This window comes from Ureibacillus sp. MALMAid1270, assembly GCF_049202975.1.
GTDB lineage: Bacteria > Bacillota > Bacilli > Bacillales_A > Planococcaceae > Ureibacillus.
The window spans coordinates 1-5,662 of record NZ_JBMIRP010000047.1; the positions used below are offsets into that span (position 1 = coordinate 1).

General features: G+C 36.6%; 6 protein-coding genes. 5 read left to right on the forward strand and 1 reads right to left on the reverse strand.

The window, feature by feature from the left end; translation table 11 throughout:
• Positions 1–160 precede the first annotated feature (160 nt).
• Positions 161–868: an amino acid ABC transporter permease gene (locus ACOQFO_RS05855; protein ID WP_421688764.1), complete on the forward strand. Its 708-nt coding sequence runs from the start codon at positions 161–163 to the stop codon at positions 866–868.
• Entirely contained in the window at positions 865–1,587 is a 723-nt protein-coding gene (locus tag ACOQFO_RS05860; RefSeq protein WP_421688765.1) for an amino acid ABC transporter ATP-binding protein, read from the forward strand. Before ACOQFO_RS05855 ends, ACOQFO_RS05860 begins: the two co-directional genes overlap by 4 nt.
• A gap of 398 nt (positions 1,588–1,985) precedes the next feature.
• Here ACOQFO_RS05860 and ACOQFO_RS05865 read toward each other — a convergent pair whose 3' ends face one another.
• Positions 1,986–2,606 carry a spore coat protein gene (locus ACOQFO_RS05865; protein WP_421688766.1) on the reverse strand — a complete coding sequence of 207 codons (621 nt, stop codon included), beginning with the start codon at positions 2,604–2,606 and terminating at the stop codon, positions 1,986–1,988.
• 113 nt (positions 2,607–2,719) lie between these two features.
• Between ACOQFO_RS05865 and ACOQFO_RS05870 the strand changes: the two genes are divergently transcribed.
• The 3 genes from ACOQFO_RS05870 (at position 2,720) to ACOQFO_RS05880 (ending at position 5,544) form a co-directional block, all read left to right on the forward strand.
• Positions 2,720–2,953, forward strand: coding sequence for a glutaredoxin family protein (locus ACOQFO_RS05870; protein WP_421688767.1), 234 nt, complete (start codon positions 2,720–2,722; stop codon positions 2,951–2,953).
• Between the two features lie 102 nt (positions 2,954–3,055).
• Entirely contained in the window at positions 3,056–4,060 is a 1,005-nt protein-coding gene (gap, locus tag ACOQFO_RS05875) for a type I glyceraldehyde-3-phosphate dehydrogenase (protein WP_421688768.1), read from the forward strand.
• 284 nt (positions 4,061–4,344) lie between these two features.
• The gene (locus ACOQFO_RS05880; RefSeq protein WP_421688769.1) at positions 4,345–5,544 is read left to right on the forward strand and encodes a phosphoglycerate kinase; all 1,200 of its coding nucleotides are present in this window, start codon (positions 4,345–4,347) and stop codon (positions 5,542–5,544) included.
• Positions 5,545–5,662 lie beyond the last annotated feature (118 nt).

A 5,662-nucleotide genomic window follows, 5' to 3' on the forward strand; every position in this document is an offset into this window, starting at 1 on the left:
TGAAAATATTTTGATAATTAATTTCCAGTTTTAAAAAAATGAACATTAAAAAATCCCACCTAAAATAGGAGGGATGAAATAAATTGGTTTGAGGAAAATCCTTGAACCACAAAGCTCGGCGAATGCCGAGAGTCTATCTAATAAAAAGGAGGAGTTTCAGATGGACATCTTTGATTTTCGCTGGGACATAATCTGGAACTACCGAGAACTATTTCTACGTGGTATCTGGATTACAATATTACTAACAATTAGTGGTTATATTGGTGGTATCATATTTGGTATTTTACTTGGCTTAGGTCAAACTACAAAAAAGAAATTGATTTATTGGCCAAGTAAAATTTATGTGGACCTTTTCCGCGGAACGCCAATGCTTGTACAAATCTTAATCATTGATTTAGCTGTTATTCCGACAGTATTTGGTCAATCCTTTGGTCCTATTGTGTCGGGGATTACAGCGTTAGTGTTAAACAGTGCTGCATATAATGCTGAAATTATCCGTGCTGGTATTCAATCGATCGATAAAGGGCAAATGGAAGCTGCACGTTCACTTGGGTTAACAAAATGGCAAGCAATGCGAAAAGTTATTTTACCGCAAGCGTTCCGTCGCATGATTCCGCCTTTAGGAAATGAATTTATTGCGCTATTAAAAGATTCTTCCCTAGTAACAGTTATTGCTGCAAACGATATTCTATATGCCGCAAAAGTTGTAACAGGTGCATACTATATCTTCTGGGAACCATACTTAGTAGCAGCACTTCTATACTTAATCTTAACTTATATCGTAACAAAAGTTATTGCATTTATTGAAAAACGATTTAGCGTAGATTACAATCCGCGAAAAGCTAAAGAAGGGCGGGTTGCAAGATGATAAAAGTTGAAAACCTACACAAAACTTTTGGGAAACTAGAAGTACTTAAAGGCATCAACTGTGAAATAGCAGAACAAGAAGTAGTTTGTGTAATCGGTCCTTCTGGTTCTGGTAAAAGTACATTTTTAAGATGTATCAATTTACTTGAAGAGATTACAAATGGTGCTGTTTATATTGGCGGAGCACAGGTAAACGATCCGAAAACGAATATTAATGATATTCGTACGGAAGTTGGAATGGTATTCCAGCAGTTTAATCTGTTCCCGCATATGTCGGTCATCGATAATATTACAATGGCACCGATGTTAATCCGTAAAATGGATAAAAAAGCTGCTGATGAACTTGCTTTAGAGTTATTAGATAAAGTTGGACTTCGCGAAAAAGCTGATAACTATCCGCAACAATTATCAGGTGGTCAGCAGCAACGTGTTGCTATTGCACGTGCGTTAGCGATGAAGCCGAAAGTCATGCTATTTGATGAACCAACTTCTGCTCTTGACCCAGAAATGGTTCAGGAAGTTCTAGATGTTATGAAACAATTAGCAAAAGAAGGTATGACGATGATCGTCGTAACTCACGAAATGGGCTTCGCCCGCGAAGTAGCAGACAGAGTCATTTTCATGGATGGCGGCTACATTGTGGAAGAAGGCTTACCAAGCGAATTATTCACTAACCCAAAAAACGATCGTACAAAAGCGTTTTTAGGGAAAGTATTATAATTGAATTAATGAATGAAATGAAATGAAATGAAATCCCATTCGATGCATACGTTCGTGTGTATTGGATGGGGTTTTTTCTGTTCCAAAAGAGAATGAAAATAATGGTAATTAATGGGGGTTGCAGCGAAGTGTCACTCATGTGGATGAAGGACAAAAGACAGCGGAAATCATGGAGAAGTGTCCTTCATAAGATCGATGAAGGACAAAAGGCAGCGGAAATCATGAAGAACTGTCCTTCATAAGATCGATGAAGAAAAAAAGTAGCGGAAATCATAAAGAAGTGTCCTTCATAAGGTCAATGAAGTACGAAAGGAAGCCAAAATCATATCCAAGTGTCCTTCATCTATCAATGATTAAGACCACCTTTCACGTGAAAGGTGGTCTCTTCATCAAATTAATTAGCTAGGCATATCCTGTGCTTTATCAGCTTGTCCATACATGTTTAACATCACTTGCATGTCGGCTTGAGAAAGCTGAGGAATTTGGTAATAGCCTTTTTTGTTTTGGTACAGTGATAACTCGTATGCCATTTCAATGCAGTTTGGAATAGAGTCTTGTAATACACGGCGTACAACAGGGTTAGTTGATTCTAAGGCAGCAGTTGCTTTACCAGTAGCACCCATTTTGTGGCAATTTAATAAGAAACCTGAAATAATTCCGTCGTTTATTTCATTTGGTGATTGCATTGGTTTCTTAGGTTGGCCAGGTGTTAAGCCGTATTTAGAGTCGTTACCCATTTGCATTTTGTATGAACGTGTTGGATGACTTGGATCTTGTCCAGTTTTAAAACATTCTACAGTAATGTTGTATTCATCCAGCATAAATGCATATTGTCGGTCTAAAATATTTAGAAGTTCTTGGTCTTGAACATGAGGACGGAAGAAGATAAATGTATTCAATGCGCCAATTGAAGCACTAAGTACTTCATGAACATCTAACACCTCGTGTGCACCGTGATTCATTGAAAGTGGCATATTTGTTTGCATTGATTGTGATTGATCCATGAAATTATTGGTCATTTTTTATCCTCCTTAAATGATGTAAGATCGTACGAAAATTAGTTTGTGTAGCTTATTTTTGATTATTCAACATTTCTGATACAATATATGGTAAGAAAACAGGAGGTATAAGAATGTCGGTTAAATTTTACAGTCGACCCAATTGTTCATTGTGTGAAGAAGGATTAGCAACTTTAAAATTAGTTCAAGAAGACATACCTTTTCAAATTGAAGTCATTAACATTGAAGACTCCGACGAACTGCATGAAAAGTATATGTTGATGATTCCTGTTGTTGAAAAAGACGGAAAAGTAATCCAGTCCGGCATTATTGATTACGTCACATTGTTAGATGAATTAAGTTCATAGATGAAATGAACAGGAATTTACCATAAAACAATGGTTAATATTTTTCTTAAAAGGCAAAAATAAAATTGATATGAAAAAAATGCATTATTGGAGGAAATTCGTATGACTATAAAAATTGCGATTAATGGATTTGGGCGAATTGGAAGATTAGTGTTTCGTGAAGCAATGTTAAATGAACAATTTGAAGTGGTTGCTGTAAATGATTTAACGGACGCACACCAATTAGCGCATTTATTAAAATATGACTCAATTCACGGAATTTATGATGCAAATGTCGAATCTGATGATGATGCTTTTATCGTTAATGGAAATCGAGTTCGTGTATTTTCTGAAAAAGATCCATCCAAGCTACCTTGGGGCGAATTAGATATTGATGTTGTTATTGAATCAACAGGCCGATTCAGATCAATGGAAGAAGTATCTAAGCACGTTCAAGCAGGTGCGAAGAAAGCTATTCTTTCGGCTCCTTCAAAAGGTGAAATGCCAACTTACGTAATGGGCGTAAACCATACAAACTATTCTAGAACAGAAGATGTTATTTCAAACGCTTCTTGTACAACGAACTGTTTAGCTCCAGTAGCAATGGTATTAGATCAAAAATTCGGCATTAAACGCGGTCTTATGACGACAATTCATTCTTATACAAACGACCAACGTATTTTAGACTTCCCGCATAGCGACCCAAGAAGAGCTCGTGCTGGTGCAGTTTCAATGATTCCAACAACAACTGGTGCAGCGATTGCGGTAGCAAAAGTTTTACCCCATCTAAAAGGGAAATTAGATGGTTTCTCTATGCGTGTTCCAACACCAAATGTATCATGTGTTGACTTTGTTGCGGAACTAAATACAAAAGTTACAATCGAGGAAGTAAATGAAGCATTAAAAGAAGCAGCTGAAGGTGAGCTTAAAGGTATTTTAGGTTATAACGAATTACCATTAGTTTCAATTGACTATAATGGAAATTCAAACTCTTCAACTGTTGACGGCCTTTCAACAATGGTATTAGAAGATAATATGATCAAAGTCTTAGCTTGGTATGACAATGAAATTGGCTATTCTAGCCGTTTAATTGACCTAGCGCTTTATATGGCAGAGCAAGGCTTCTAATTTAAATGTGTTATACTGATTCATTTTATTCGAATTTGAATTAAGTGTTGTAATGTCTGCAATTGATGTCGTATACACGCCAAGGTAGATTTGAACAACATTCGAAAAAGTGTAACATATTCAGCCTTAAATTATACATTAAGTATAGCCTTTATAGATATTTCCATTTATAATTATGGAGGGTAAAAGGAGCGGTGGCTTACCCATCGCTCTTTCAATTTAAAAAACACGAAATAAAGTAAAAACAACAACACCAGTGTTACGGTAATAGGAGGATTTTCTTCATGTTTTCAAAGAAGACGATGAATGACGTTGATGTAAAAGGAAAGCGCGTATTTGTTCGTGTCGATTTTAATGTACCAATGGAAGATGGCAACATTACAGACGATACTCGAATTCGTGCGGCGATTCCAACAATCGAAAACTTAATCGGTAGAGGAGCTAAAGTAATTCTTGCTTCACACTTAGGAAGACCAAAAGGTGAAGTAAATGAAGACATGCGCCTTACAGCTGTTGGAAAACGCTTAGCTGAACTTTTAAATCAACCAGTGAAAAAATTAGATGAATCCATTGGCGAGCAAGTGGAAAACACAATTGCTTCAATGCAAGAAGGAGAAGTCGTTCTTCTTGAAAATGTTCGTTTCCATAAAGGTGAAGAAAAGAATGATGAAGAACTTGCAAAACAATTTGCTGGATTAGCTGATATTTACGTAAACGATGCATTTGGTGCCGCTCACCGTGCTCATGCTACAACTGAAGGAATTGCAAAACATATTCCAGCAGTATCTGGTTTATTAATGGAAAAAGAATTAGATGTACTTGGAAAAGCATTATCTAATCCAGAAAGACCATTTACTGCAATCATCGGTGGAGCAAAAGTAAAAGATAAAATCGGCGTAATTGAAAATCTGCTTGATAAAGTAGATCATTTATTAATCGGTGGTGGCCTTTCTTACACATTTACGAAAGCAGAAGGCTACTCAATCGGGAAATCTTTAGTTGAAGAAGATAAAATTGAATTAGCAAAAGGTTTTATCGAAAAAGCGAAAGAAAAAGGCGTTCAGCTTCATTTACCAATCGATGCAGTTGTGGCAAATGAATTCTCAAAAGATGCTGAAACAAAAACAGTGGATATCGATAGCATTCCAGAAGACTGGATGGGACTTGATATCGGACCGAAAACAGCGGCTAAATATGCTGACATTATTAAAGACTCTAAGTTAATTATTTGGAATGGACCAATGGGCGTATTCGAAATGGATCCATTTGCAAATGGAACAAAAGCAGTTGCAGAAGCAATGGCTGAAACTTCTGGATATACAGTTATCGGTGGTGGAGATTCAGCAGCGGCAGTTGAAAAATTCGGTGTAGCAGAAAAAATGGACCATGTTTCAACTGGTGGCGGTGCGAGTCTTGAGTTAATGGAAGGAAAAGAACTTCCAGGAATCGTCGCTTTAAATGATATAGAGTCTCGGAATAAATAACAATTTTTCTGGGTGAAATGAACCAAAATTACTGGAAATTGGATTGGAATGGCCTGCACACTCATTATTTTCATTGTATTTTCAAAAATGTCCATGACAAAGAAACCTATTGCCATTA